Source organism: Pantoea sp. UBA5923, from assembly GCF_002431095.1.
GTDB classification, from domain to species: domain Bacteria; phylum Pseudomonadota; class Gammaproteobacteria; order Enterobacterales; family Enterobacteriaceae; genus Pantoea; species Pantoea piersonii.
Genome location: NZ_DJDN01000079.1, coordinates 10,954 through 35,472 on the forward strand (window position 1 = coordinate 10,954; position 24,519 = coordinate 35,472).

The window sequence follows — 24,519 nt, forward strand, 5'->3', positions numbered from 1 at the left end:
TATAGCGAATTTTCCCGGCGCGCACCTGCTCGGCCAGCGCTTCCAGCGTCTCCAGCAGCGTGACGGGAATGGTGTTCTCGCTGTACTGATAGCCCAGTTTGCCGAAGAAGTTGGTTTGGCGCTGCGGCCAGTGCAGCTGGTAAAGGTCGAGATAATCGGTGTTCAGGCGCTTCAGGCTGGCGTCCAGCGCTTCGCGGATATTTTTACGATCCAGCGCCTGATGCGGACGAATCGAGGCGTCAGCGCCGCGCACTGGACCAGCCACTTTGCTGGCGAGGATAACTTTATCGCGGCTGCCGCGCTTCTTCAGCCAGCTGCCGATGTACTGTTCGGTTAAACCCTGGGTTTCTGGGCGCGGCGGCACCGGATACATTTCAGCGGTATCAATAAAGTTAATGCCGCTGGCGATGGCGAAATCGAGCTGCTCGTGGGCGTCGGCTTCGCTGTTTTGTTCACCAAACGTCATGGTTCCCAACCCCAGCTGGCTTATCTCCAGCGTGCTATGGGGGATGCGGTGATAGTGCATAGCCGTCTTCCTTATTTTTATGGAATGTAATGATGTGTCCGTTGGGACTATAACGCGTGAATCAACAGGGAAGGAAGTGGGGAAAATCGGGGAAATCACCTGTCCGGGCAAATTGCGGGACAGGTGAGCTGAAATGGCACTTAACGCTCAATGATGGTCGACACTTCGTCGCCATTGATCTGCACTTCATGACCGGACTGATCGATATATTTCACCAGTCCCGTCTCTTTATCTATGGTCGGCTTGCCCTTCGTCATGATCATCTGTCCATTTTTTGTGGCCATCACATAATCTGAACTGCATCCGCTCAGTGTAACGGCGGCAAAAATCAATACTGCTACGCCTGCCAACTCTTTCATCACGCTTATTCCTCTCACTCCCGTCAGCCAGTGGGCTGCGTCGTCCCGGTGACAGGACCGCGCAGCATCAACAGCAAAAAGTGTAGTAATAAATCGTTTTGGCGCTTTGCGTTATCGCATGAGTCTGAAAATAACAGGGCGACCTGTGGCCGCCCTTGACTTTTTTTACCCCTTACGCCGCGTTTTTCTTGCTGCGCATCAGGTTCAGGCACTCGACCGCTATGGAGAAGAACATAGCGAAATAGATGTAACCTTTTGGTACATGCACTGCGAAACTCTCCAGGATCAGGGTAAAACCCACCAGAATCAAAAAGGAGAGGGCCAGCATTTTTATTGACGGATGACGGTCGACAAACTCGCCGATGGCGCGCGCGGCGAACATCATCAGCAGAACGGCGATCACGACGGCCGCCATCATAATGAAGAGATGGTCAGAGAGGCCGACGGCGGTGATCACCGAGTCCAGGCTGAAGATAATATCCAGCAGCATGATCTGCACTATGGCGCCAAGAAAAGAGTGAACGTTGGTTTTATGCTCCTCTTCGCCGCCCTCAATGGTTTCATGGATCTCCATACTCGATTTCCACAGCAGAAACAGACCGCCGCCGAGCAGGATCAGATCGCGCCAGGAGAAGGGGTGATCGAACAGGGTAAAGAGCGGATGGGTCAGACGCGCGACCCAGGCGATAGAGGCCAGGAGGGCGAGACGCATCAGCATCGCGCCCATCAGGCCGAGACGGCGAGCGCTGGCCTGCTGTTGTTTAGGAAGCTTTGCGACGACCAGCGACAGGAAAATAATATTATCAATACCCAGAACCACTTCGAGGATGGTCAGCGTGCCCAGCGCCAGCCAGGCGTTGGGATCGGTTATCCACTCAAACATGCGCACACTCAATCTTAAACGAAAAGTAAACGGCGATTATACGCATCCGTTTTCATGAACTCACAGTAAAAAATGACGCGCCAGCAGCGGCGCGGTGAAGCTCTTTTTCAGATAAAAACCACGCGGCAGGGTCATAATCGGCTCGCCGTGTTCACCAATGCCTTCAGTGAGCGCCCGGCTGTTGGCGGCTTTCGGACGGATTTGCAGCCAGGCGCCGTGGCGAGCGGTAATGCGCTCAACCTGACCCAGTACGATCATATCCATCAGCTCCTCCCAGTCCTGGCGCAGCATTCGATCTTCCTCCTCGCTCGGGCTCCACAGCAGCGGCGCGCCGACGCGGCGCTGAGCGAGCGGAATAGCGCGATCGCCCTCCACCGGGATCCAGAGCACGCGCGCCAGCTTGTGGCGCACATGGCTGGTCTCCCAGGTCACGCCGCTGTTGCCGGTCAGCGGCGCCACGCAGACAAAGGTGGTTTCCAGCGGCTTGCCCTGCGCGTCAATGGGGATGGTTTTAAGCTCAATACCGAGATGGGCGAAATCCTGCTCCGCCTTGCTGCCTGCGCTGGCGCCGAGATAGCGCTCCAGCAGCATGCCGACCCAGCCTTTATCCCGTTTCAGATCGGCCGGCATCGTCAGCCCAGCCTGCTGCGCGAGGGTTTCCAGCGTCTGTCCCGCCAGCGCATGCGCGCGCGTTAACAGAACGGCTTCATTTTCGGGCGGGGCTGGGAGCTGGAACATGGCGAAAACCTGTCTGGTTAAAAAATGAACGATTTTTTCTCTGGGCGCTTTTCCCACAGCGGCGACAGGAGAAAGGGCGTCGATAATAGCATGATTCGTCATGCTTTTTTAGCCGAACCTTCTTTTAACTCACTGCGGAAAGGCAAGGTTATCCCGGACTAACGGCAATAATGAACAGGATCTTAAGCTAAGTTATCCACAGATCGGTGGGATAACCCCGCCGCATCCTCATTACTGGTTCCATTTACAGCCTTGACTTCAGCGAAAAAGGCGCTTTTCTGTCCAGTGATGAGCAAGTTTACTCCATTGTCTGTGGATAAAAACGGCGTCGCTTGATCTTTGACCAGCTAAAAGCGATCTGGGCTATTCACTGGAAATCCAGGAAAATTAATTCTGAATAAGAGTTATTTAATTGACTGTTTTTAAGGGATAAATAAAGAATTATTGTGATTGTCTTCTTTACGTCATGCAAAAGTTTATCCAGCTAATTCCCGCGTTCTGCACAAAGCTATCCACAGAAAACGTGAATAAGATCGGCGCTTTAGCGCCTTAATTGTTTATAACTTTGGTCTGAGCTGTGAGTTATCCAGGCCTGATGCGGCGTTCTTCCCGTCAATCCAGTGGTTTACCGCCTGTAAGGAGTGTGAAACAATCAGGCTATTCAAATTTAGCTTTGAGGTAGTCCAGTGATCGATGATGATGGCTACCGCCCGAATGTTGGTATCGTAATCTGTAACAGGCAAGGACAAGTGTTGTGGGCCAGGCGCTTTGGACAGCACTCCTGGCAGTTTCCTCAGGGAGGCATCAATCCCGGTGAAACCGCCGAACAGGCGATGTATCGTGAACTGTTCGAAGAAGTGGGTTTACACCGTAAAGATGTTCGAATACTTGCATCTACCCGTAACTGGTTGCGCTACAAATTGCCAAAACGTTTGGTGCGTTGGGACACAAAGCCGGTGTGTATCGGCCAGAAACAAAAGTGGTTTCTTCTGCAGTTGATGAGCAGTGACGCGGATATCAATGTGCAACACAGCAGCACGCCGGAGTTCGACGGCTGGCGCTGGGTGAGCTTCTGGTATCCGGTGCGTCAGGTTGTCTCCTTTAAACGCGATGTTTATCGCCGCGTCATGAAGGAATTCGCTGGCGTGGTGATGTCGATGCAGGAGAGTGCGGGGCAGCAGCGCAGCGCGCCAGCCCATCGACGAAAAAGAGGATAGGCCACGCCCTTATGCTCACTCAGTTGCGCGAAATAGTAGAAAAGGTGGCGGGCGCGCCACGTCTTACCGACGCGCTCGACATTCTGGTCAATGAGATCTGCCTGGCGATGGACACGGAAGTGTGCTCCGTTTATCTCGCAGATCACGATCACCATTGCTACTACCTGATGGCCACGCGAGGCCTGAAAAAACCGCGCGGGCGCACCGTTACGCTGGCGTTCGACGAAGGTATCGTCGGCCTGGTGGGACGTCTCGCCGAACCCATCAACCTTGCGGATGCGCAAAGCCACCCCAGCTTCAAATATATTCCCGCGGTGAAAGAAGAGCGCTATCGCTCTTTCCTCGGCGTGCCGATTATCAGCCGCCGTCAGCTGCTGGGCGTGCTGGTGGTGCAGCAGCGCGAACACCGCCAGTTCGACGAAAGCGAAGAATCCTTCCTGGTTACCCTGGCGACGCAGATGGCGACCCTGCTGTCGCAGTCGCAGCTTAGCCAGCTGTTCGGCCAGTTCCGCCAGACGCGCGTACGCGCTATCGCTGCCGCGCCCGGCGTCGCCGTCGCGCCAGGCTGGGTCGATGAAACTCAGCCGCTGCTGGATCAGGTCTCCGCCGCCTCGACGCTCGATGTTCAGCGCGAACGCGAACGGCTGGTGGTGGCGATGAGCGAGGCCGCCAGCGAGTTTCGCCGCTTCAGCAAACGTTTCGCCGCTGGCGTGCAGAAAGAGAGCGCGGCGATCTTCGATCTCTACTCCCACCTGTTAACCGACGCCCGCCTGAAAAAAGATCTGTTTGACGAGATCGAACAGGGATCGGTTGCGGAATGGGCGGTAAAAAAGGTGATCGAAAAGTTCGCCGCCCAGTTCGCCAGCCTGAGCGATAGCTACCTGCGCGAGCGCGCAGGCGATCTGCGCGTGCTGGGGCAGCGCCTGCTGTTTCATCTCGATGATTCTCTGGTCGGCACCAACGCCTGGCCGGAGCGCTTTGTGCTGGTCGCCGACGAACTCACCGCTACCACCCTGGCGGAGCTGCCGCACGAGCGGCTGGCGGGCATCGTGGTGCGCGACGGTGCCTCCAACTCGCACGCCGCTATCCTGACGCGCGCCATGGGTATTCCCACGGTGATGGGTGCGGATATCCTGCCTGCGCAGCTGAATAAACGCCTGCTGATTGTCGATGGCTATCGCGGCGAGCTGCTGATCGATCCAGAGCCGGTGCTGGTGCAGGAGTATCAGCGCCTGATCAGCGAAGAGAATGCGCTGAGCAAAATGGCGGAAGGCGTGGTCGATCAGCCGGGCGAACTGAAAAGCGGCGAGCGCATCCAGGTGATGCTTAACGCCGGCCTCAGCCCGGAGCATGAGCAGACGCTCGACAGCTGGGTGGACGGCATCGGCCTCTACCGCACTGAAATTCCCTTTATGCTGCAAAACGGCTTTCCCTCCGAAGAGGAGCAGGTGGCACAGTATCAGGGCATGCTGCAGCTGTTTCACAACAAGCCGGTCACGCTGCGCACGCTGGACGTCGGCGCTGACAAGCAGCTGCCCTATATGCCGATCAGCGAAGAGAATCCCTGTCTTGGCTGGCGCGGCATCCGTCTGACGCTGGACCAGCCGGAAATCTTTCTGGTGCAGGTGCGCGCCATGCTGCGCGCCAACGCCGCCTCCGGCAACCTCAGCATTTTGCTGCCAATGATCAGCCATATCGACGAGATTGATGATGCGGTGCGGCTGATCCAGCGCGCCGGACGCGAAGTGGAAGAGATGCTGGGCTATGTGATTCCGAAGCCGCGCGTCGGGGTGATGATTGAAGTGCCGTCGATGTTGTTTATGATCCCGCAGCTGCAGACGCGCGTCGATTTTGTCTCAGTCGGCACCAACGATCTGACGCAGTACCTGATGGCGGTCGATCGCAATAACACGCGCGTCGCCAATCTTTACGATCCGCTGCATCCCGCCATGCTGCGCGCGCTGCGGTCGATCGCCACCGAAGCCCGTCTGGCGAATCTTGAACTCTGTCTTTGTGGTGAAATGGCGGGCGATCCGATGTGCGTCGCGCTGCTGGTGGGGCTTGGCTATCACCATCTCAGCATGAACGGCAAGAATGTGCCGCGCGTAAAATATCTGCTGCGCCATCTGGATAAAGAAGAGACGCAGAAGCTAAGCGAGCAGGGCCTTAGCGCACATACCGCCTCGGAGGTTCGCCACCTGGTCGCCGCCTTTATGGAGCGGCGCGGGCTGGGCGGTCTGATCCGCGGCGGGCGCTGAGCGTTATCCTCGTTTACATTTACGCTGCTCTGTAAAAAACCAGGCTGTGCTATGATGCGCAGCCTTTAACATATCCGCCTGGCGCCCCTTTTTCAGGGCTGAAAATTGAATGGTGAATGATGAATAACGGCTATATCGCATTTCCGCAGTTCGATCCGGTGATCTTCTCTATCGGACCGGTTTCGCTGCACTGGTACGGACTGATGTATCTCGTCGGCTTTATTTTTGCCATGTGGCTGGCGGTTCGCCGCGCTAATCAACCCGGCAGCGGCTGGAAAAAAGAGGAAGTTGAAAACCTGCTCTACGCGGGGTTCCTCGGCGTCTTCCTTGGCGGCCGCATCGGCTACGTGCTCTTCTATAACCTGCCGCTGTTTCTGGAAAATCCGCTCTATCTGTTCAAAGTATGGGATGGCGGCATGTCGTTCCACGGCGGCCTGATCGGCGTGATCGTGGTGATGATGATTTTCGCGCGCCGCACCAGACGCACCTTTTTCCAGGTCTCTGACTTTATCGCGCCGCTGATCCCGTTCGGCCTTGGTGCCGGTCGTCTCGGCAACTTTATTAACGGCGAGCTGTGGGGCCGCGTCGCGCCTGACTTCAAATTCGCCATGCTGTTCCCCGGCTCGCGCAGTGAGGATGTGGCGCTGGCGGCAAGCAATCCGCGCTACCAGGAACTGCTGAACACCTATGGCGTGCTGCCGCGTCATCCGTCACAGCTGTATGAGCTGATGCTGGAAGGCGTAGTGCTGTTTATTATTCTTAACCTGTTTATTCGCAAACCGCGTCCGATGGGCAGCGTCTCCGGCCTGTTCCTGATCGGCTACGGCGCGTTTCGCATTATCGTTGAATTCTTCCGCCAGCCGGATGCGCAGCTCGGCCTGTTTGAGGGCGGCGTCAGTATGGGGCAGATCCTCTCCATTCCGATGATCCTGGCAGGCGTTATTATGATGGTCTGGGCGTATCGTCGTCGCCCGCAGCAACAGACTCGAGAGGTAAAATGAAACAGTATCTGGACCTGATGCAACATGTGCTGAACCATGGCACGCCGAAATCTGACCGTACCGGCACCGGCACGCTGTCGATTTTCGGCCACCAGATGCGTTTCAACCTGCAGGATGGTTTTCCGCTGGTGACCACCAAAAAAGTGCATGTGCGCTCGATTATTCACGAGCTGCTGTGGTTCCTGAAGGGTGAGACCAATATCGGCTACCTGAAAGAGAATAACGTCACTATCTGGGACGAGTGGGCTGATGAAAAGGGCGACCTCGGCCCGGTCTACGGCAAGCAGTGGCGCAGCTGGGGCAGCGCGCGCGGTGAAGAGATCGACCAGATCGCGAAGGTTATCGAACAGCTGAAGCGCGATCCCGACTCGCGCCGCATTATCGTTTCGGCGTGGAACGTCGGCGAGCTGGACGAGATGGCGCTGGCGCCGTGTCACGCTTTTTTCCAGTTCTACGTGGCGGACGGCAAGCTCTCCTGTCAGCTCTATCAGCGCTCCTGCGATATTTTTCTCGGCCTGCCGTTTAATATCGCCAGCTACGCGCTGCTGGTTCATATGGTGGCGCAGCAGTGCGATCTGCAGGTGGGCGATTTCGTCTGGACCGGCGGCGACACGCACCTCTACAGCAACCATCTGGAGCAGGCGCGCCTGCAGCTAACGCGCGAGCCGCGCCCGCTGCCGAAGCTGGTGATTAAGCGCAAGCCCGATTCCATCTTCGATTATCGCTTCGAGGATTTTGAGATCGAAGGCTACGATCCTCACCCGGCCATCAAGGCGCCGGTAGCGGTGTAACGCTTCTGCCTGCTGTTATAAAGCCCCGGCGCCGCCTTGCTCGCCGGGGTTTTTTTTATGCTTTTTAGCGCGCCCTCTCACACGCTTTTGCTGCCTGATGCAACCCTGACATCTTTGCTGGAACGCGGCGCGCCATCCGGCACAACGCCGCTCGCGGCTATGCGGGCAAAGCGGCAAAGTTGCGCCATGAAAAAAGAATTCCACCATGGCTTTACGCTGCCGGAGCTGCTGTTCGTGCTGGTTATCGTCGGTATCCTCAGCTTCGGCGCGCTTCAGGGCTGGCAGCGCTGGCAGCAGCGACAGCAGCTACGCGAGACCGCGCAACAGCTGCAGGGCTTTTTACAGCGCCTGCGGGCGCAGGCCAACTGGCAGAATCAGGATCGCGCGCTCTGGCTGATGCCGGGCGAACGCTGGTGTCTGGGCAGCGGGCCGAAACCTGACGCTGGCTGTGAGCGCGGCAGGCGGCTGCAGTTTATCGCGCCTTATCCCGGTGTTAGCCTGACCGGCGTGCGCGGCGAGCCGGGCTTTTACGGCCGTCGCAATATGGCGAAGGCGGGCAGCCTGGAGTTTGGCAACGCGAGCGGCAGGCTGCGGCTGATTATCTCCGCCCGCGCCCGCATTCGGCTCTGCCAGCCGGAGGAGCAGGGATGCGACTGAAGATGGCCGGTTTCAGTTTGCTGGAGATGCTGGTGGCGATGGCCATCAGCGGGGTGCTGATGCTGAGCGCAGGTCGGTTTTTACCGCTGCTGATGGGGGAAAGCCTGCGCCTGCAACAGCGCGTTCAGCTGCGTGAAGATCTGCAGCAGCTGATGCAGACGCTGGAAAAAGCGGTGCGCCGCGCAGGCTACTGTAACGGCGACTGCGGCGCGGCGGGATTCAGCGCCTCCGGCGACTGCCTGCTGCTGCGCTGGGACGACAACAGCAATGGAAAATGGGAAGGCGTGGCACACGGCGAAAGCGATTATTACGGCTTTCGGCTGCGGCAAAAGCAGCTGGAAACCCGACGCGGCGCGGACGGATGCGGCGGAACAAGCTGGGAACGCCTCACCGATCCCGCTTTTCTCGCGGTTGAGCAGTTCAGCGTAGAGCAAGCGGGCGCGCTGATTAAGCTGCGTCTGGCTGGGCGCGCCGGCAGCGAACGGGAAACGCTGGAGAGCTGGGTCGAGGGAGAAAACCTGTGAATCAAAAAGGCAACAGCGCGCTGGGCATGGTGCTGATGATTTTGCTGATGGGTAGCCTGACGCTGCACGCCAGCCGGGAACGGCTGGAGCAGGGCATGTCGCTGGTCGCCGACGAGCGACAGCACTATCAAGATTTCTGGGCGGCGCAGTCGGCGCTGCAGTGGGGGCTGACGCTGAGCTGGCCGCAGGCGCAGGGCTGCCAGCAGGAGCGGCGGCATGGCTGGGAAAGTTGTTTACAGAAGGTAAGCGATGAACGGGCGTTGCTTAAAGGCCGCGCGGCGGCAGGCGAACTGGCGCTATGGCGCTGGGTGGCAAAGGAGGGCTACCGGCTCAGGCCGTTGCCACACGGCTGGATTGACTACTGTCCGCTGGCGACGGCGAAACTCTGTCTGTAAGCAGCGCGGCTTTAGCCTGCCGGAAGCGCTGTTCGCGCTCCTGCTGCTGGCGACGAGCGTGAGCGCGCTGCTGCACTATCACCTCGCCCTGGCGCAGGGCTTCAGCCAGCAGTGGCAGCAACGCGTCGCCGTACGCGTCGCCGCGCAACGTCTAATGGGGAATGAGATGCCGGGCTGGCGCACGTCGCTTGAGCGCAGCAGCGCTCTGAACTGTACGCTGGAACGCGCTGAGGTCAGCGGAGCGCATCAGGGGCACGCCATATTGACGCGTTTACGTTGCTGAGAGGCAAAAGAGCCCGCACGCTATGGGCAACCCCGGCGATCCGCGGTAGAGTGACCAGTCTGCCGCTTTGCCGCGCCAGACAGTGTCACCACAGGAGTTTTCATGTTTCACGTTTATCACTCAAACCAGCTCGATGTTCTGAAGATTCTCGCGGCAGCGGTGATAGAACATGACCCCCTCAGCGATCCTTTTTCCGCCGAAACTGTGCTGGTGCAGAGTCCCGGCATGGCGCAGTGGCTGCAGATGGAACTGGCGCAAACCTTCGGTATCGCCGCCAATATTGAATTTCCGCTGCCCGCCTCTTTTATCTGGGATATGTTCGTGCGCGTGCTGCCAGACATTCCTGCCGAGAGCGCTTTTACCAAAGCCAGCATGAGCTGGAAACTGATGCATCGCTTGCCTGAGCTGCTGACGCAGGAGGCATTTGTCTCGCTGCGCCACTATCTGCACGACGACAGCGATAAGCGCAAACTCTTCCAGCTCTGCTCTCGCGTCGCCGATCTCTTTGACCAGTATCTGGTCTATCGCGCCGACTGGCTGAACCGCTGGGAGCAGGGTGAGCTGGTCGAAGGGTTAGGCGACGCGCAGCTGTGGCAGTCGGCGCTCTGGCGCGACCTGGTGGCCTACACCGAAGCGCTGGGGCAGCCGAAATGGCATCGCGCCAACCTCTACGCGCGCTTTATCCAGACGCTGGAGCGGGCGGAGCGGCCCCCCTCTGGCCTGCCGAAGCGCGTGTTTATCTGCGGCATCTCCGCCTTGCCGCCGGTCTATTTACAGGCGCTGCAGGCGCTGGGCCGCCATATTGATATTCATCTGCTGTTCACCAATCCCTGCCGTGACTACTGGGGTGATATTCAGGATTACGCCTTCCTCGCGAAGCTGCAGAGCCGCCAGCGCCGTCGCCTCGACAGCGATGAGTCGCGCGATCTCTTCAGCGATCCGCTTGAGGCGCCGGCGCGTTTCAACGCCGAAGGCGAACAGCAGCTCAGCAATCCGCTGCTCGCCTCCTGGGGCAAGCTGGGCCGCGACAACCTGTTTCTGCTCAGCCAGATGGACGAGGCGGATGACGTCGATGCCTTTGTCGAGGTGGAAGAGGACAATCTGCTGCACGCGATGCAGCACGATCTGCTGAATCTGCAGGACAACGCGGTGCTGGGGCTGAATGCGGAGGAGCTGGCCTGGAGCGGCAACAAGCGTCCGCTCGATCCCGACGATCGCTCGATTAGCGTGCAGATCTGCCACAGCGCGCAGCGCGAAGTGGAGGTGCTGCAGGATCACCTGCTGGCGATGATGGAAGCAGATCCCTCACTCAAGCCGCGCGATATCATTGTGATGGTGGCCGATATCGACAGCTACGCGCCCTTTATCCAGGCGGTCTTCGCCAATGCGCCCGCCGATCGCTATCTGCCGTTCTCTATCTCCGATCGTCGCGCCAGCCAGGCGCATCCGGCTATCTTCGCCTTTCTGAGCCTGCTGGCGCTGCCGGACAGCCGCTTTGCGGCGGAAGATGTGCTGGCGCTGCTGGAGGTTCCGGCGCTGGCGAACCGGTTCTCCGTGGATGAGAGCGGCCTGCGCCTGCTGCGCCGCTGGGTAGATGAATCCGGCGTACGCTGGGGGCTGGACGACGACAGCGCCGAAGCGCTGGCGCTGCCGGTCACCGGCCAGCATACCTGGCGCTTCGGCCTGGAGCGTATGCTGCTGGGCTATGCGATGGAGAGCCATCACGGCGACTGGCAGGGCATTTTGCCCTATGACGAATCGAGCGGATTAGTCGGCGAGCTGGCCGGTCATCTGGCGGAGCTGCTGATGCGTCTGAACCACTGGCGCGCGCGTCTCAGCGAATCCCGACCGCTGGAGGGGTGGCTGCCGCTCTGTCGGGAGATGATTAATGACTTCTTTCACGGCGACGCCGAAGCGGACGCGGCGCTGCTGCTGGTAGAGGAGCAGTGGAAGCAGCTGATCGAATATGGGCAGGCCGCGCGCTATCAGGCCGCTATCCCGGTGACGCTGCTGCGCGACGATCTGCGCGCGCGTCTCGATCAGCAGCGCATCAGCCAGCGCTTCCTCGCCGGACAGATTAACTTCTGCACGCTGATGCCGATGCGCTCGATCCCCTTCCGCGTGGTCTGTCTGCTTGGCATGAACGACGGCGTTTATCCCCGCACGCTGCCGGCGCCGGGCTTTGACCTGATGCAGCAACAGACGCGCAAAGGCGATCGCAGCCGACGCGACGACGATCGTTATCTGTTTCTTGAAGCGCTGCTTTCGGCACAGGATCGGCTCTATATCAGCTATATCGGTCGCGCAATTCAAGATAATACGGAACGCTATCCTTCTGTGCTGGTCACAGAGCTGCTGGATTACATTGGCCAGAGCTTCTGTCTGCCCGGCGATGAGGCAAAAGAGCTGGATGAGAGCGCGCAGCGCGTACAGCAGCATATTCAGCATCTGCACAGCCGTATGCCGTTCGCCGCGGAAAATTTTCAGCCGCAGTCACGATGCCACAGCTTTGCGCGCGAATGGCTGCCCGCCGCGCAGGGAAAAGGCGAGGCGCAGCCCGACTTTGTCCAGCCGTTGCCGCTGTCGGAGATGGAGTCCGTCTCCTGCGAACAGTTCCTGCGCTTCTGGCGTCATCCGGTGCGCGCCTGGTTTCATCAGCGGCTCGGCGTCACCTTCTGGCTGGAGGAGACGGAGCTGTCAGACAATGAGCCTTTCGCGCTCGACAGTCTGGAGCGGTACCAGATCAACGCCGAGCTGCTGAACGCGCTGGTGGAGGGCGAAGATACGCAGCGGCTGTACGCCCTGCATCGCGCGGCGGGCAATCTGCCTTACGGCGCGTTCGGCGAACTTTTCTGGCAGGCGCAGCAGGAGGAGATGCAGGAGGTGGCGGCGGCGGTCATTGAGCAGCGCAGCGAGGGCGAGAGCTGGGAGGTGAATCTGCCGCTTGACGGCGTTACGCTGACCGGCTGGCTGACGCAGGTACAGCACGACGGTCTGCTGCGCTGGCGTCCCGGCGTGCTTAATATGAACGACGGCCTGCTGCTCTGGCTGGAGCACCTGATTTATTGCGCGCTGGGCGGCAGCGGCGAAAGCCGCATGATGGGCAGAGAGAACAGCCGCTGGCGCTTTGCGGCGGTGCCGCAGCCAGAGGCCGAGGCGATGCTGACGCGCTATATGCAGGGCTATAAGCAAGGCATGTCGCAACCGCTGCTGCTGCTGAACAAGAGCGGTGGTGCCTGGCTGACGGCAAGCTACGACAAAAAAACGCAGCAGCTGCTGCTGGATGAAGCCACTCAGGTCAAGGCGCGCAATCGGCTGCTGCAAGCCTGGACAGGCGGTTATCAGCAGGAAGGTGAGGGCGGCGATCCCTACCTGCAACGGCTGTGCCGCGTCCTGAACGAGGCGCAGATAGCGCAGATCACCGAGGCCGCGCAACGCTGGTATCTGCCGGTATTGCAGGCTCACCTGGATGATGAATAGCAAGCGGCGAGACGAGCTCTGACGCGTCGACGCCCGATAAAAAGGTCACGTCAGTTTGAACCATTTTCGGCTGCGCCTGCCCGGCAGCGCAGTTTCAAGGGTAACAGAAGGGGTTTACATGCGTAGATACGCTCGCTGGATAGCGGCGCTAATGTTGAGCCTGGCGACCTGCGCCTCGCTGGCACAGGCCGCGACGGGCTGGACGCCGGTTAATGAAGCCATTCGCAAAAGCGAAAAAGATCCGCGCCAGTATCAGGCTATCAGGCTCGACAACGGCCTGACCGTACTGCTGGTCTCCGACGCGCAGGCGCCAAAATCGCTGGCGGCGCTGACGCTGCCGATCGGCTCGCTGGATGATCCGGATCAACAGCTCGGACTGGCGCACTTTCTGGAGCATATGGTGCTGATGGGTTCGCAGCGCTATCCGCAGCCGGATAACCTGGCGGAGTTCCTGAAAAAGCATGGCGGCAGCCACAACGCCAGCACCGCTTCTTACCGCACCGCGTTCTACCTGGAGGTGGAAAACGATGCGCTGGAACCGGCGGTGGACCGCATGGCGGACGCGCTGGCTGCGCCGTTGCTCGATCCGGTTAACGCCGATCGCGAACGTAACGCCGTCAACGCCGAGCTGACGATGGCGCGCTCGCGCGACGGCTTGCGTATGGCGCAGGTCGGCGCGGAGACGCTGAATCCGGCGCATCCCGGCTCGCGCTTTTCTGGCGGCAATCTCGATACGCTGAAAGATAAGCCGGACAGCAAGCTGCTGGATGCGCTGTCGGCGTTCTACCATACCCATTACTCCGCCAACCTGATGAAAACGGTGCTCTACAGCAACAAACCCTTGCCGGAGATGGCGCAGATCGCCGCCAACACCTTTGGCCGCATCGCGAATCACGATGCGGCGGTTCCGGCTATCGAGGCGCCTGTGGTTACCGAGGCGCAGCAGGGCATCGTGATCCACTATGTCCCGGCACAGCCGCGCAAGCAGCTCAAGATTGAGTTCCGCATTGCGAATAACAGCGATCGTTTCCGCAGCAAAACCGATACGCTGATCGGCTATCTCATCGGCAACCGCAGCAAAAATACCCTGGTCGACTGGCTGCAAAAGCAGGGGCTGGCCGACGGCGTCAATGCCGGCGCCGACCCGATGAGCGAACGCAGCAGCGGCGTCTTCGCCATTACCGCCTCGCTCACCGATAAAGGCCTGGCGCAGCGCGATGAAGTGGTGGCGGCGATCTTCAGCTATATCGCCATGCTGCGCGAGCAGGGCATCGACAAGCGCTACTTTGACGAAGTCTCCCACGTGCTGGCGCTCGATTTTCGCTATCCCTCGCTGACGCGCGATATGGATTACATTGAATGGCTGGCGGACACCATGCTGCGCGTGCCGGTTGAGCATACGCTGGATGCGCCTTATCTGGCCGATGACTACGACGCCGCCGCCATTAAAGCGCGCCTTGATGAGATGACGCCGCAGCATGCGCGCATCTGGTATATCAGCCCGCAGGAGCCGCACAACAAAGTGGCCTACTTTGTTAATGCGCCCTATCAGGTCGATCGTATCAGCGAGCAGACCTTCGCCGACTGGCGACAGCGCGCCAGCCATATCCAGCTCTCAATGCCGACGCTGAACCCCTATATTCCTGACGATTTCACCCTGATCACGCAGGACGGCAAAAGCTATACCCATCCGGTTTCGCTGGCCAATGACTTCGGCATGCCTATCTACTGGATGCCCAGCCAGTTTTACGCCAGCGAGCCGAAAGCCTCTGTGATGCTGGCGCTGCGCAATCAGCACGCCATCAGCGACGCGCGCCAGCAGGTGCTGTTCGGCCTGAACGATTATCTCTCCAGCCTGGCGCTGGATGAGCTTAACTCACAGGCCTCGGTCGGCGGCATCAGCTTCTCTACCAGTGAAAATGACGGGCTGGTGTTCACCGCCAGCGGCTTTACCCAACGGTTGCCGACGCTGCTGAAAAAACTGGTCGAAGGCTATGCCACGTTCCAGCCGACGGCGCAGCAGCTGGAGCAGGCGAAATCCTGGTATCTGGATCAGCTGGACGCGGCGGACAAAGGCAAAGCGTTTGAGATGGCTATCCAGCCGATGCAGATGCTGTCGCAGCTGCCCTATACGCAGCGCGAAACGCGCCGCGCGCTGGTCAAAGCGATCGGGATCGACGAGGTAGTGGCGTATCGCGACAATCTGATCCATCATGCGACGCCTGAACTGCTGGCGGTTGGCAATCTCAGCGCCGACAGCGTGACGCAGCTTGGCCGTGAGCTGAAACAGCAGATGCAGACTCAGGGTACGCAGCTCTGGCGTAACAACTATGTTTCCTTCGCTAAGCCCGTGAAAGCCAACCTGCAAAAAACCGGCAGCAGCACCGATTCGGCGCTGGCGGCGCTCTATGTGCCGCTCGGCTACGGCGAATATCAGAGCATGGCGAACAGCTCTATGCTGAGTCAGATCGTGCAGCCCTGGTTCTACAATCAGCTGCGCACCGAGGAGCAGTTGGGCTATGCGGTATTCGCTTTCCAGATGCCGGTCGGCCGCCAGTGGGGCATCGGCTTCCTGCTGCAAAGCAACAGCAAGCAGCCCGCTTACCTGCTGCAGCGCTATCAGGCTTTTTATCCGCAGGCGGAAAAACGGCTGCGCGCCATGCCGCAGAGCGACTTCGCCCAGTATCAGCAGGCAATGATTAATCAGCTGAAGCAGCGGCCGCAAACCCTGGATGAAGAGGCGTCGCGCTACAGCCGGGATTTCGATCGCCAGAATTACGCCTTCGATACCCGACAGAAAGTTATAGAAGCGATCCAGCAGCTGACGCCGGGCGAACTGGCGGACTTCTTCCACCGTGCCGTGATGAAAAAAGAGGGCATGGCGATGACGTCGCAGATTGCGGGCAACAGCGCGGAAAAAGTCGCCTTTGCGCGGCTGCCCGGATGGAAAACCTGGAATGAGGTGGCGAAACTGCAGCAGTCGCTACCGGTTAAGAGTGAGACGCAATGAGTTACCCTGAGTCGCTGAATCCTCTGACGCTGCCGCTGCGCGGCGAGCGTCTGATCGAGGCTTCGGCGGGAACCGGCAAAACCTTTACTATCGGCGTGCTCTATTTGCGCCTGCTGTTGGGGTTGGGCGGCGAAAACAGTTACAGCCGCCCGCTGTCGGTCGAAGAAATTCTGGTGGTGACCTTTACCGAGGCCGCCACCGCTGAACTGCGCGGACGCATCCGCGAAAATATTCATGAGCTGCGGCTGGCCTGCGTGCGCGGCGCCAGCAGTAATCCGATGCTGGCGCAGCTGCTGGGCCAGATTGACGATCTCTCGCAGGCCGCTTCGCTGCTGCTGGCGGCGGAGCGTCAGATGGACGAGGCGGCGATATTCACTATTCACGGCTTCTGCCAGCGCATGCTTAACCTGAACGCCTTTGAGTCCGGCATGCTGTTCGAGCAGGAGCTGATAGAGGATGAGGCGGCGCTGTTTAAACAGGCGACGGCGGACTTCTGGCGACGCCACTGCTATCCGCTGACGCTGGAGGTGGCGCGCGCCATTATCGCTGAGTGGAACGGACCCGAAAGCCTGCTGACGACGCTGCGGCCCTGGCTGCAGGGCGAGTCGCCGCGCCTGAAGCGTCCACCTGCCGACGATGAAACCCTTGCGACGCGCCACGCCGCCAACCTGGCGCGCATCAGCGCCATGAAGCAGCAGTGGCAGGCGGTAAGCGACGAAGTTGAAGGCATCGTCAGCCAGTCCGGCGTTGATAAGCGCAGCTACAGCAGCAAATATCTGCCGCTCTGGGTGGCGAAGATCACCCAGTGGGCCAACAGCGAAACGGTGGACTATCTCTTTCCTAAAGAGCTGGAGCGTTTCGCCCAGCGCGTGCTGCTGGAAAAAACCAAAAAAGGCGAGCCGCCGCAGCATCCGCTGTTTCAGGCGGTAGAGGCCTTTCTCGCTGAGCCGCTGTCGCTGCGTGACCTGGTTATCGCCCGCGCGCTGGTGGAAGTGCGCGACGCGGTGCGCAAAGAGAAGCGCCTGCGCGCGCTGCTCGGCTTCGACGATCTGCTGAGCCGGCTTGACGAGGCGCTGCAGCAGCCGGGCGGCATGCTGCTGGCCGACACTATCCGCACCCGTTTTCCGGTGGCGCTGATCGATGAATTTCAGGATACCGATCCGCAACAGTACCGTATTTTTCGCACGCTCTATCTTAATCAGCCTGAGCTGGCGCTGCTGCTGATCGGCGATCCCAAACAGGCTATTTACGCCTTCCGCGGCGCCGATATTTTTACCTATCTGCGCGCGCGCAGCGAGGTCAGCGCCCACTACACGCTTGATACCAACTGGCGATCGTCGCCGGGAATGGTGCAGAGCGTAAACCGCCTCTTTGCCCGCATGGATTCGCCGTTTCTCTTTTCAGCTATTCCGTTTCTGCCGGTTAATCCTGCCGAGCCGAATCAGCATCTGACGCTGTTGAAAGATGCGCAGCCGCAGGCGGCGCTGCGTTTCTGGCTACAACCCGGCGACGGCGTGGGCGTAAGCGACTATCAGCAATTTATGGCGCAGCAGTGCGCCGCCGATATCAGCCGCTGGCTGGTGGCCGGACAGCAGGGGCGCGCGTTGCTGGGCAAGGGCGATAACCTGCGGCCGGTTCAGGCGTCCGATATTACCGTACTGGTACGCAGCCGCAACGAAGCAGGCCTGGTTCGTGACGCGCTGAACGGCCTGTCGATTCCATCGGTTTACCTCTCCAACCGCGACAGCGTCTATACCACTCCCGAGGCGCGTGAGCTGCTGTGGCTGTTGCAGGCGATACAGGCGCCGGAGCAGGAGCGTCTGCTGCGCAGCGCGCTCGCCACCTCGATTTTCGCTATCGACGCCGCCTCGCTGGATACGCTGAGCCAGAACGAGCGCGAATGGGATGCGCTGGTAGAGCAGTTCGCCGGCTGGCAGCAGCTATGGCACCAGCGCGGCGTGCTGCCAATGCTGCGCGACGTGATGACTCAGCGGCAGCTGGCGGAAAATATGCTGGCCTCGGAGAACGGCGAGCGCAGGCTCACCGATCTGATGCACCTTGGCGAGCTGTTGCAAGAGGCCTCAACGCAGCTCGACAGTCCCCATGCGCTGGTGCGCTTTCTCGCCCAGCAGATCGCCCGACCTAATAGCCAGTCGGCGGATCAGCAGCTGCGCCTGGAGAGCGATCGCCATCTGGTACAGATCGTTACCATCCATAAATCCAAAGGATTACAGTACCCGCTGGTGTGGCTGCCTTTCGCCGCTGGCTTTCGCGAGGCAGCCAGTGCGCTCTATCACGACCGGGAGAGCTTCGCGACGCTGCTCGACGTGCAGGGCGACGAGCAGAGCATGGAGCTGGCCGAGCAGGAGCGACTGGCGGAAGATTTGCGTCTGCTCTACGTCGCCCTGACGCGCTCGGTGTACCACTGCAGCGTCGGCATTGCGCCGTTGTTTAAAGGCGCGCGCAAAAAAGAGGGCGACAGCGATCTGCACAAAAGCGCGCTGGGCTATCTGGTGCAGCAGGGAGAGAGCGGCGACGCCGACCGTCTGCGCACCTGCCTGGCGACGCTGGCGGATGGTGATACCGAGGTAGTGAGCGACGATCTGATCCCCGGCGAAAACTGGCGCGAGCAGGCACAGCCCGACGATGCGCTCAGCAGCCGTCAGGTCACGCGCGACCTACGTGACGCCTGGCGCGTCACCAGCTACTCAGGTTTACAGCAGCACAACAGCTCGCCGCTGCTGGAAGCGATGCCCACTTTCGATATCGACGCGGCTGGCGAAGAGGGCGGCGAAGCGGAGAACGTGCTGACGCCGCATCACTTTCCACGCGGCGCGGCGGCGGGCACCTTTTTGCACGGCCTGTTTGAATCGCTCGATTTTACCCGGCCGCCGGATCGGACGCTGCTGGAGACGCAGCTGGAACAGAACGGCTACCCCCCGCACTGGCTGCCGGTGCTGGAGGCGTGGATTGCACGCGTGCTGCACACGCCGCTTAATCACGACGGGCTGACGCTGGGCGCGCTGCAAAACCATGACCGGCTGGTGGAGATGGCTTTTTATCTGCCGCTGGAGCGCATGCTTAACGCAGCGGAGCTGGATGCGCTGATGCGCCAGCACGATGCGCTGTCGGCGCGCGCGCCGCGTCTGGAGTTTCATCAGGTGCAGGGGATGCTGAAAGGCTTTATCGATCTGGTATTTCGCTGGAACGGTCAATATTATCTGCTGGATTATAAATCCAACTGGCTAGGCGACAGCGAAGCGGCCTATACCCCAGAGGCGATGGCGCAGGCGATGGTGGATCACCGCTACGACTTGCAATACCAGCTCTATACGCTGGCGCTGCATCGCTATCTGCAGCATCGTCTGCCCGGTTATGATTATCAGCGCCACTTTGGCGGCGTGTTTTATCTGTTTTTGCGCGGCGTCGATGGCAGTTCGCCAGAAAACGGCATCTTTACCGCGCGGCCGTCGGCGGCATTCGTCGACGGGCTGGACGCGCTGTTTCGTCGCCCGAAAGAGGAGGAAGTATGACGGAGATAGTGTCATTGCTCGATCAGGCGGTAGAGAAACGTCTGCTGCGGTCGCTCGATCTCCAGTTTGCGCGGCTGCTGGCCGACGCCTCACAGCCTGCATGGCTGTTGGCGGCCGCCTGCGTCAGCGCCGAAGCGGGCGACGGTCATGTCTGCTTGCCGCTGGCGCATCTGACCCCAGAGACGCTGTTTGCCGGACGTCACCCCGAACTGGCGCAGGCTTTATGGCGCGCAGCGGGCGCGCCGCCATGCTGGAAAACGGCGCTATCGGGCTGGCCGGCGCTGAGCGATGGCGGCATCGCCACGCCGCTGGTGCTCAATCATGAGCGGCTCTATCTGCATCGCCTGTGGCAAAGCGAAGGCCAGGTGGCGCGCTTTTTCACCCGACAGGCGGAGATGGCGGAGATGGATATCGCCGCGGCGCAGAACGTGCTGAGCACGCTGTTCGGCGATCGTCCCGATGACTGGCAAAAAATTGCCGCCGCCGTGGCGCTGACGCGCAAAACGGCGGTGATATCGGGCGGCCCCGGGACGGGCAAAACCACCACCGTGGCGAAGCTGCTGGCGGCGATGATCCGCCTGAGCCGCAGCAGCCTGCGTATTCAGCTGGCGGCGCCGACCGGTAAAGCGGCGGCGCGCCTTACCGAATCGCTCGGTCAGGCGCTGCAGGCGCTGTCGGTAAGCGACGAGGAACGGGCGCGTTTCCCCAGCGAAGCCACGACGCTGCATCGCCTGCTGGGCGCGCAGCCCGATACGCAGCGGCTGCGCTATCACGCCTCGAACCGGCTTCATCTCGATGTGCTGGTGGTGGACGAAGCCTCTATGGTCGATCTCTCGATGATGGCGAAGCTGATCGTGGCGCTGCCCGACCATGCGCGCGTGATTTTCCTTGGCGATCGCGATCAGCTGGCGTCGGTGGAAGCGGGCGCGGTACTGGGCGATATCTGTCGCTGCGCTGAAACGGGCTACAGCCTGTCGCGCGCGCAGCAGCTGGTGGCGCTGACGCAGTGTGCACTTGACGGTGCGGATGATGCGCGCGCGCCCGACGTGCGTGACAGCATCTGTTTGCTGCGCAAAAGTTACCGTTTCGACGCGAAATCGGGCATTGGTCAGCTGGCGCGCGCGGTCAATCTCGGCGATGCGCGCGAGGTCGAGGCGGTGATTAACGCCGCCTTTGAGGATATCGATTTTCAGGCGCTGCAGAGTGGCGAAGCCTATCAGGCCATGCTTGATGCCGTAGCGGAGGGCTACCGTCCTTACCTGAAATTAGTGCAGGCGCGCGCGCCGGTTGAGGAGATCCTGCAGGCGTTCAGCCGCTATCAGCTGCTTTGCGCCTTGCGCGACGGGCCCTTTGGCGTTCAGGGATTGAATCAGCGCATCGAGCAGCGTCTGGTTCAGCTGCAGCGTATCCGCCGTCCGGCAGTTGGCAGCCGCTGGTATGCGGGACGGCCGGTGATGGTGACGCGGAACGACAGCGCGCTGGGGCTTTTCAACGGCGATATCGGCATTACGCTGCGCGATGCAGAGAATCAGCTGAAGGTCTTTTTCCCGTTGCCGGATGGTTCGGTGAAGGCGGTACAGCCGAGCCGCCTGCCGCCGCACGATACCGCCTGGGCGATGACGGTGCATAAGTCGCAGGGATCGGAATTCGAACATACCGCGCTGGTGATGCCCGCTCAGTTTTCGCCAGTCTTGACGCGCGAGCTGGTTTATACCGCGATTACCCGCGCGCGCAAGCGGCTGACGCTCTACAGCGAGCCTGCGGTGTTTCAGCGCGCGGTGCAGCTGCAAACTCAGCGCCGCAGCGGGCTGGTGGAAAGGCTTAGTCTGGTTTAAAAGGACGCATCAGGCGCTGGCGCGAGCGACATGGGCCGTTACGCAAAGTCGCTTTCGCATCCTTGCCCGCTCGGCCCGCGCCTTCCCTGGCGCGGGACGCTTTGCTCCACGGCCCATGCCGCCCACGCTTCAGGATTTGGCGCCGTCTGAAAAGGCGAGAGTACAGTGGCTGGCCTGAATCAGGTCAGATCCGCCATTAGCACCTTAGAGCGCCGCTGGTAGTTATACATCTGCTTTTTACTCTCCGGCAGCGACTCAATATCCACCGGCGTAAAGCCGCGCTCCTGAAACCAGTGAATGCTGCGCGTCGTCAGAACAAACAGCTTCTCCAGCCCCATTTGTCGCGCCTGAAGCGCAACGCGCTGCAGCAGCATCTCGCCGCGTGAGGAGCTGCGATAGTCTGGATGCACCGCCACGCAGGCCATTTCGCCAATTTTCTCATCCATAAAGGGGTAGAGCGCTGCACAGGCGATAGTCAGGTTGTCGCGGATGATAATGGTGAACTTGTCGATCTCCATCTCCAGCTGCTCGCGCGAGCGACGCACCAGAATACCCTGCTGCTCCAGCGGGCGGATCAGCTCCAGAATGCCGCCGATATCGTTAATAGTGGCGCGGCGGATCTGCTCGCTCGACTCCATAACGATCTGCGTGCCAATACCGTCGCGTGAAAAGAGTTCCTGCAACAGCGCGCCATCTTCCTGATAGCTGATGAGATGGCTGCGGCGCACGCCGCTCCGGCAGGCTTTTACCGCGCCGCGCAGGAAACGCACAGTGCCGGACAGATAGTCGCCGTCGCTCTCCATCTCCTCGATGCGCGCCTGCGCGTCATTCGGGAAGAGTTCAGAGATAATCGCGCCGTCGCGGCTGGTCACCCCCTGCTCGGAGCAGAAACCAATCATTTTTTCCGCCTTCAGCTTGATCGCCAGCTGGGTGGCGACCTCTTCCGACGTCAGGTTAAAGCTCTCGCCAGTAACGGAAACCGCCACCGGGCCGAGCAGCACGATTGCATTGTTATCCAGCTGCCGATGGATCGCCTCTTCGTCGATGCGGCGAATACGCCCGCTGTGGCAGTAATCCACGCCGTCATCCACGCCCAGCGGCTGCGCAATAATAAAGTTGCCGCTGACGACATTGATATGCGCACCCTGCAGCGGCGTGTTGTTAAGGCTCATTGAAAGCCGCGCCGTAATATCGAGTTGTAACCGTCCCGCCGCCTGCTTCACCAGCTCCAGCGATTGCGCATCGGTGACGCGGGTGTGCTTGTGGTAAACCGGCTCCAGCTGATGCTCCGCCAGGCTGGCGTCAATCTGCGGACGCGCGCCATACACCACCACCAGACGTATCCCGAGGCTGTGCAGTAAACCAATATCGTTGACGATACTGGAGAAATTTTCGTGCTCGATCGCTTCGCCGCCCAGCATGATGACAAAGGTCTTGTCCCGATGGGCATTGATATAGGGAACGGTGTGGCGAAAACCCTGAACCAGCTCAGTACTACGTTCCTTCACGGCAAACCTCAATGAATGATTATTCGTAATTTCTGTATTTTTATTCTTTCGGTGCCACTTTTGCAAGGATTAAACCTGACGTAAATTTACGTTTTTTCGGGTGCGTCAGACGCTAAGAGACTGCATTATTTAGCTTTTCCAGGATGACTTAGCCAAAGGTATGGGCTAAAGTTTTTACCGCCGTTTATTGAAGTGGCGCTTTTTTAGACAGAACAGAGCAGCTGGGGCGGCATGTCAGAATCAAATCCTCTTATTTCCCGCAGAAGGCTCTTGCAGGGTACAGGCGCATTATTGCTGCTGAGTGTCAGCCGCGCAGGCCTGGCAGCGAAAAATCATATTGTCGCGGTACGTATCTGGCCCTCCTCGACCTATTCGCGCATGACGCTGGAATCCAGCGTGCCGCTTCACTATAAGCAGTTTGCGCTTACGCATCCGGATCGGCTGGTAATCGATATTAAAGATATGCACCTCAACCCGGTGCTGAAAGGCGTCGATAAGCTGGTACGCGTTAACGATCCCTTTATCAAAAATGCGCGGGTAGGGCAGTTCGACGCCAGTACTGTGCGTATCGTGCTGGAGCTAAAGCGCAACGTCGCGCCAAAAACCTTCACTCTGGCGCCGGTGGCCGGGATCAAACACCGGCTGGTGGTGGATCTCTATCCCAGCCAGGACACCTCGGTCGACGATCCGCTGCTGGCGCTGCTTAAGGATTACAACCAGGGCGATCTGGAACGCAATGAACCGGCGACCGCGCCGCTGCCTGGCAAGGCGGGGCGCGACAGGCCGATGATCATCATGATCGATCCCGGCCACGGCGGCGAAGATCCCGGCGCGCATGGCAAATACAAGACGCGCGAAAAAGATATCGTGCTGAAGATTGGCCGACGGCTAAAAGCGCTGATCGACAAAGAGCCGAATATGAAGGCCTATATGACGCGCAACGAGGATGTGTTTATTCCGTTGCGGGTTCGGGTGGCGAAAGCGCGCAAGCAGCGCGCCGATCTCTTTGTCTCTATCCACGCCGACGCCTTTACCAGCCGCAGCGCGCGTGGCTCTTCGGTGTTCGCGCTCTCGACCAAAGGGGCGACCTCAGCGGCAGCGCGTTTCCTGGCGCAGACGCAAAACGAATCGGATCTCATTGGCGGCGTCAGCAAAAGCGGCGATCGCTACCTCGACCACACCATGTTCGATATGGTGCAGCGGCAGACCATTCACGACAGCCTGAAGTTTGGTAAAGAGGTGTTGCATCGTATGGGACGCATCAACCATCTGCATAAGCGTACCGTCGATCAGGCTGGCTTCGCAGTGCTCAAGGCGCCGGATATCCCGTCGATTCTGGTGGAGACCGCCTTTATCAGCAATGTGGAAGAGGAGCGAAAGCTACGCACCAGCCGTTATCAGCAGCAGGTTGCCGAGGCGATTTTTCACGGGATAAAAGCCTATTTTGATAATGGCGGGGCGCTGGCGCGTCGTTAAAGAAGAGGGGGATAGCGCAGGCTGTCCCGTTTTCATAAAGCACAA

The 24,519-nt window shown here is 59.8% G+C and carries 18 protein-coding genes; 13 read left to right on the plus strand and 5 right to left on the minus strand.

The features are described from left to right. From B3797_RS18650 to mutH, 4 genes are all read right to left on the minus strand, one after another. The coding region (locus tag B3797_RS18650; RefSeq protein WP_311791864.1) for an aldo/keto reductase at positions 1–526 on the minus strand (526 nt) is incomplete at its 3' end. Positions 527–666: 140 nt separating this feature from the next. Beyond that, entirely contained in the window at positions 667–885 is a 219-nt protein-coding gene (locus B3797_RS18655) for a YgdI/YgdR family lipoprotein (protein WP_311782199.1), read from the minus strand. Positions 886–1,057: 172 nt separating this feature from the next. Then, entirely contained in the window at positions 1,058–1,768 is a 711-nt protein-coding gene (locus tag B3797_RS18660) for a TerC family protein (RefSeq protein WP_311782198.1), read from the minus strand. A 60-nt stretch (positions 1,769–1,828) separates the two neighbouring features. Then, entirely contained in the window at positions 1,829–2,506 is a 678-nt protein-coding gene (gene mutH, locus B3797_RS18665; RefSeq protein ID WP_311782197.1) for a DNA mismatch repair endonuclease MutH, read from the minus strand. A gap of 686 nt (positions 2,507–3,192) precedes the next feature. On the opposite strand from mutH, the gene rppH reads away from it, so the two are divergent. From rppH to recD, 12 genes are all read left to right on the plus strand, one after another. Continuing rightward, complete coding sequence (gene rppH, locus B3797_RS18670) at positions 3,193–3,723, plus strand: RNA pyrophosphohydrolase (protein ID WP_033752842.1); 531 nt, start codon at positions 3,193–3,195, stop codon at positions 3,721–3,723. An 11-nt stretch (positions 3,724–3,734) separates the two neighbouring features. Further along, a complete protein-coding gene (gene ptsP / locus B3797_RS18675) occupies positions 3,735–5,981 on the plus strand; it encodes a phosphoenolpyruvate--protein phosphotransferase (RefSeq protein WP_311782196.1) in 2,247 nt (748 codons plus the stop codon). 119 nt (positions 5,982–6,100) lie between these two features. Further along, positions 6,101–6,982: a prolipoprotein diacylglyceryl transferase gene (gene lgt, locus B3797_RS18680; RefSeq protein WP_311782266.1), complete on the plus strand. Its 882-nt coding sequence runs from the start codon at positions 6,101–6,103 to the stop codon at positions 6,980–6,982. Beyond that, positions 6,979–7,773: a thymidylate synthase gene (gene thyA, locus B3797_RS18685; RefSeq protein WP_311791865.1), complete on the plus strand. Its 795-nt coding sequence runs from the start codon at positions 6,979–6,981 to the stop codon at positions 7,771–7,773. The genes lgt and thyA overlap by 4 nt, the downstream gene beginning before the upstream one ends. A gap of 186 nt (positions 7,774–7,959) precedes the next feature. Further along, entirely contained in the window at positions 7,960–8,430 is a 471-nt protein-coding gene (locus tag B3797_RS18690) for a prepilin peptidase-dependent protein (RefSeq protein WP_311791866.1), read from the plus strand. Next, the gene (locus tag B3797_RS18695; RefSeq protein WP_311791867.1) at positions 8,421–8,954 is read left to right on the plus strand and encodes a prepilin peptidase-dependent protein; all 534 of its coding nucleotides are present in this window, start codon (positions 8,421–8,423) and stop codon (positions 8,952–8,954) included. Before B3797_RS18690 ends, B3797_RS18695 begins: the two co-directional genes overlap by 10 nt. Continuing rightward, positions 8,951–9,349, plus strand: coding sequence for a DUF2509 family protein (locus B3797_RS18700; protein ID WP_311791868.1), 399 nt, complete (start codon positions 8,951–8,953; stop codon positions 9,347–9,349). The genes B3797_RS18695 and B3797_RS18700 overlap by 4 nt, the downstream gene beginning before the upstream one ends. Positions 9,350–9,407: 58 nt before the next feature. Beyond that, positions 9,408–9,632, plus strand: a complete 225-nt coding sequence (locus tag B3797_RS18705) for a prepilin-type cleavage/methylation domain-containing protein (protein ID WP_414693115.1) — start codon at positions 9,408–9,410, stop codon at positions 9,630–9,632. A gap of 102 nt (positions 9,633–9,734) precedes the next feature. Continuing rightward, entirely contained in the window at positions 9,735–13,112 is a 3,378-nt protein-coding gene (recC, locus tag B3797_RS18710) for an exodeoxyribonuclease V subunit gamma (RefSeq protein ID WP_311782190.1), read from the plus strand. A 118-nt stretch (positions 13,113–13,230) separates the two neighbouring features. Then, positions 13,231–16,122 (plus strand): pitrilysin, encoded by a 2,892-nt coding sequence (gene ptrA, locus B3797_RS18715; RefSeq protein ID WP_311791870.1) that lies wholly within the window; start codon positions 13,231–13,233, stop codon positions 16,120–16,122. Further along, the gene (recB, locus tag B3797_RS18720; RefSeq protein WP_311791871.1) at positions 16,119–19,655 is read left to right on the plus strand and encodes an exodeoxyribonuclease V subunit beta; all 3,537 of its coding nucleotides are present in this window, start codon (positions 16,119–16,121) and stop codon (positions 19,653–19,655) included. The genes ptrA and recB overlap by 4 nt, the downstream gene beginning before the upstream one ends. After that, the gene (gene recD, locus B3797_RS18725; RefSeq protein WP_311791872.1) at positions 19,652–21,490 is read left to right on the plus strand and encodes an exodeoxyribonuclease V subunit alpha; all 1,839 of its coding nucleotides are present in this window, start codon (positions 19,652–19,654) and stop codon (positions 21,488–21,490) included. The genes recB and recD overlap by 4 nt, the downstream gene beginning before the upstream one ends. 179 nt (positions 21,491–21,669) lie before the next feature. Here recD and argA read toward each other — a convergent pair whose 3' ends face one another. Further along, entirely contained in the window at positions 21,670–22,998 is a 1,329-nt protein-coding gene (argA, locus tag B3797_RS18730; protein WP_311782186.1) for an amino-acid N-acetyltransferase, read from the minus strand. Between the two features lie 231 nt (positions 22,999–23,229). Here argA and amiC point away from each other — a divergent pair, with 231 nt between their 5' ends. Further along, the gene (amiC, locus tag B3797_RS18735; protein WP_311782185.1) at positions 23,230–24,474 is read left to right on the plus strand and encodes an N-acetylmuramoyl-L-alanine amidase AmiC; all 1,245 of its coding nucleotides are present in this window, start codon (positions 23,230–23,232) and stop codon (positions 24,472–24,474) included. Positions 24,475–24,519: the final 45 nt, after the last annotated feature.

Coding starts and splice junctions, on each gene's coding strand:
- lgt (WP_311782266.1), top strand. CDS start 6,101: ATGAATAACGGCTATATCGCATTTCCGCAGTTCGATCCGGTGATCTTC.
- recB (WP_311791871.1), top strand. CDS start 16,119: ATGAGTTACCCTGAGTCGCTGAATCCTCTGACGCTGCCGCTGCGCGGC.
- thyA (WP_311791865.1), top strand. CDS start 6,979: ATGAAACAGTATCTGGACCTGATGCAACATGTGCTGAACCATGGCACG.
- B3797_RS18695 (WP_311791867.1), top strand. CDS start 8,421: ATGCGACTGAAGATGGCCGGTTTCAGTTTGCTGGAGATGCTGGTGGCG.
- ptsP (WP_311782196.1), top strand. CDS start 3,735: ATGCTCACTCAGTTGCGCGAAATAGTAGAAAAGGTGGCGGGCGCGCCA.
- B3797_RS18690 (WP_311791866.1), top strand. CDS start 7,960: ATGAAAAAAGAATTCCACCATGGCTTTACGCTGCCGGAGCTGCTGTTC.
- B3797_RS18660 (WP_311782198.1), bottom strand. CDS start 1,768: ATGTTTGAGTGGATAACCGATCCCAACGCCTGGCTGGCGCTGGGCACG.
- mutH (WP_311782197.1), bottom strand. CDS start 2,506: ATGTTCCAGCTCCCAGCCCCGCCCGAAAATGAAGCCGTTCTGTTAACG.
- amiC (WP_311782185.1), top strand. CDS start 23,230: ATGTCAGAATCAAATCCTCTTATTTCCCGCAGAAGGCTCTTGCAGGGT.
- B3797_RS18655 (WP_311782199.1), bottom strand. CDS start 885: ATGAAAGAGTTGGCAGGCGTAGCAGTATTGATTTTTGCCGCCGTTACA.
- ptrA (WP_311791870.1), top strand. CDS start 13,231: ATGCGTAGATACGCTCGCTGGATAGCGGCGCTAATGTTGAGCCTGGCG.
- recD (WP_311791872.1), top strand. CDS start 19,652: ATGACGGAGATAGTGTCATTGCTCGATCAGGCGGTAGAGAAACGTCTG.
- recC (WP_311782190.1), top strand. CDS start 9,735: ATGTTTCACGTTTATCACTCAAACCAGCTCGATGTTCTGAAGATTCTC.